Source organism: Cognatiluteimonas telluris (assembly GCF_011320095.1).
Lineage (GTDB): Bacteria > Pseudomonadota > Gammaproteobacteria > Xanthomonadales > Xanthomonadaceae > Cognatiluteimonas > Cognatiluteimonas telluris.
Map to the genome: position 1 here is coordinate 1 of NZ_JAANOY010000067.1, position 2526 is coordinate 2526.

The following is a 2526-nucleotide window of genomic DNA, read 5'->3' on the forward strand; positions in this document are numbered from 1 at the left end:
TTCGCACTGGCAAGCTAACTGCTCGGGCTAAACGGCCAAGGGTCTAACAATTCATTCAAGCCGAACTTGCTTCGTTGCAGCAAAAGCGTGGCATAAACAGCCTGCCACGCTTTCGCTTCCACTACGCACGTCGGCTTAATTCAGGTGTTAGGCCCCGCTATGAATGATCGCTACTTCGTCACGTATAAGCGCTTGACCAGCGACACGGTTGAAACGAATACGTTTGCGCTTGGGCGCTTCTTTGACCTCGAAGCGGCTCAGCATCGAGCACGGGAGAGATACAACGCACCGGGTTACGAGATTCTTAGCGTGCGCCAAGAGACCAGGTTTGAAGCTTTGCTTCACAAATGTTCGCGCTTTCTCATCCGGCTTGTCCGTATTGCCGTTGGCGCGGCCTTGGCCGGACTTGCATACTCTTGGCTAGTAGGCGCCGATTACGGCCTGGGTGATATTCCGCTCAGCCAACTAACGCTCAATAGGATCTTTTCCGCCCTGTTCCACACGGCGCTTATCTTGGGCGCAGCATGGCTTTGTTGGACTATCGCATTCGGAGAAGGTCCGGCAGATTCGAACTAGGTCATGCTTGCTGCACCAAGGAGCGTGGCCTAACAATTCATTCAAGCCGAACTTGCTTCGTTCCACAAACATGGCAAAAAGAGCTTGCCATGTTTGCTCCACTACGCAAGTCGGCTTAATTCAGGTGTTAGCACCCACGGAAGGTTTCCGATGAACTCAGTTCTAAAAGCGCCAATCAGCACTGCCGCTAAGTTCATGCTCGTTTTGTTCGTCCTCGTTGGCGCAATTCGCATCGCCGACTTCATCTTCTACGGTAAAGAGCTTCGCAACGTGTTTTCTGGTGTCGGCTTTTCACTTATGGCTTACGGTCTTTACAAGAATGGCTTTACTAGCCCCGCGCAAGACAGGAATGGCCGGTTGGCATCGTACGTTGGCGCCACACTTGTCTTGGGAGCCATTGCGGCGCGCTACCTAGCGTGAGTGCTAACAATTCATTCAAGCCGAAGCCGCTTCGCGGCTCGGCTTAATTCAGGTGTTAGGCCTACGCGGAAGATCTATGCGACTTGATGAGTATTTGCGCAAACGCGATGAGTTCGCCCTGCAGGAGAAACGGTTCAACCGGGTCTACTTGCCTGTGTTCTTCGGTCTGCTAATCGGCAACCTATTTGTCGTGAAGGCGATTCCCGAGAGCTGGGGAGGCTGGTGGCTTTACCTGATCGGTTTCTTCGCGCTGCTGTTTGGCAACCTGTGGTTCACCACCCGCCGCGAAAAGAGGCGGGTCGCGGAGGCCGGCTTGAATTGCCGATCCTGCAGGCGCCCCTTGGTCGGTGTGCCGGGTGACCTGGCGGTAACAACAGGGCGTTGCGCAAGCTGCGGCGGCCAAGCTTTTGACTAGGCGCAGGCCTAACAATTCATTCAAGCCGAAGCCGCTTCGCGGCTCGGCTTAATTCAGGTGTTAGGTGCGCATGACACACGATCGCAAAATTGAAGAATACAAACGCCTGATGGCGGAGAAAGGTGTCGGCTCGGCTACAGCATCTCCGCCCCTCTGGCAGTTGCTCTGGTCAGTTGGCATTCCGCTTCCACCACCGCTTTATATGGGCTTTCTACCGCTCGCTCTCTTTGGGGGCATTTTCTTCGGGGTGGTGTTTGGCGCTTTCGCTTGGTACATGGGCAACAAGGGCATTCGCGTCATGTCGTTCAAGCAAGCGTGTGATGTCGCCCTGATCACCGGTGCGTTCTTTGGCATTACTGTCGCCTGGTTTACCCGCCGCTTGGCTCGCAAGCTTGGGCTAGGTTCCTGGTCCGCGTTGGGCACAGCCCGGCTGCGCACCTAACAATTCATTCAAGCCGAACCCGCTTCGTTCCAGCAAAAGGCGGCACTGAAAAGCGTGCCACCTTTTGCCTCCACTACGCAGGTCGGCTTAATTCAGGTGTTAGGTGGCAAATGAACCGATGGACGATCCTTGGAGTTATTTTCTTCGGAGCCTTGTTCGCGTTCTTTGCGTTTTGGCGCGTCGACGTGCTCGACTCTCGCACGCTTAAGGGTATTACCGCCGCATTTTTGTTCGGCTCTTACTGTGCAATTGTCATCTTTGGCACAGCTGATAAGAAACGCTCCCTTTCGCTCGCCGGGCAGACCGTGCTTGGAGTTTTCCTTGCACTCACTCTCGCAGCCCTGTTCAATGCTCCATCTGAAGGGTTTGTTCTTGCGGCTGTTCTGGGGCTAATCCTAGGGTTCACAGCGGATCGGTGGGTGGAGTACGTACAACTGCCCTAGTTGCCACCTAACAATTCATTCAAGCCGAACATGCTTCGTTCCAGCAAAAGGCGGCACTGAAAAGCGTGCCACCTTTTGCCTCCACTACGCAGGTCGGCTTAATTCAGGTGTTAGGCGCCACTTGGGATTCTCATGGCAGATATGGATCTAGAAGCGCTTAGAAGCAAATCGGAGTCATACCAACTGCGGTTTGTTTCAGCCTTGGTTGGCGGCCTTCTAGTGTGGGTTCC

Annotated in this window: 5 protein-coding genes; all 5 read left to right on the forward strand. The window is 54.3% G+C overall.

Annotated elements, in window-relative coordinates; all coding sequences use genetic code 11:
- The first annotated feature begins 159 nt into the window (after nt 1-159).
- The 5 genes from G7B67_RS12880 to G7B67_RS12900 all read left to right on the forward strand — a co-directional run bounded on the left by G7B67_RS12880 (nt 160) and on the right by G7B67_RS12900 (nt 2296).
- Nucleotides 160-576, forward strand: coding sequence for a hypothetical protein (locus tag G7B67_RS12880; protein ID WP_166213061.1), 417 nt, complete (start codon nt 160-162; stop codon nt 574-576).
- A gap of 150 nt (nt 577-726) precedes the next feature.
- Nucleotides 727-996, forward strand: coding sequence for a hypothetical protein (locus tag G7B67_RS12885; RefSeq protein WP_166213063.1), 270 nt, complete (start codon nt 727-729; stop codon nt 994-996).
- Nucleotides 997-1072: 76 nt separating this feature from the next.
- Complete coding sequence (locus tag G7B67_RS12890; protein WP_166213065.1) at nt 1073-1411, forward strand: hypothetical protein; 339 nt, start codon at nt 1073-1075, stop codon at nt 1409-1411.
- A gap of 70 nt (nt 1412-1481) precedes the next feature.
- The gene (locus G7B67_RS12895; protein WP_166213067.1) at nt 1482-1853 is read left to right on the forward strand and encodes a DUF6404 family protein; all 372 of its coding nucleotides are present in this window, start codon (nt 1482-1484) and stop codon (nt 1851-1853) included.
- A gap of 110 nt (nt 1854-1963) precedes the next feature.
- Nucleotides 1964-2296 (forward strand): hypothetical protein, encoded by a 333-nt coding sequence (locus tag G7B67_RS12900; protein ID WP_166213069.1) that lies wholly within the window; start codon nt 1964-1966, stop codon nt 2294-2296.
- The last annotated feature ends 230 nt before the right edge of the window (nt 2297-2526 follow it).

Coding starts and splice junctions, on each gene's coding strand:
- G7B67_RS12900 (WP_166213069.1), top strand. CDS start 1,964: ATGAACCGATGGACGATCCTTGGAGTTATTTTCTTCGGAGCCTTGTTC.
- G7B67_RS12880 (WP_166213061.1), top strand. CDS start 160: ATGAATGATCGCTACTTCGTCACGTATAAGCGCTTGACCAGCGACACG.
- G7B67_RS12895 (WP_166213067.1), top strand. CDS start 1,482: ATGACACACGATCGCAAAATTGAAGAATACAAACGCCTGATGGCGGAG.
- G7B67_RS12885 (WP_166213063.1), top strand. CDS start 727: ATGAACTCAGTTCTAAAAGCGCCAATCAGCACTGCCGCTAAGTTCATG.
- G7B67_RS12890 (WP_166213065.1), top strand. CDS start 1,073: ATGCGACTTGATGAGTATTTGCGCAAACGCGATGAGTTCGCCCTGCAG.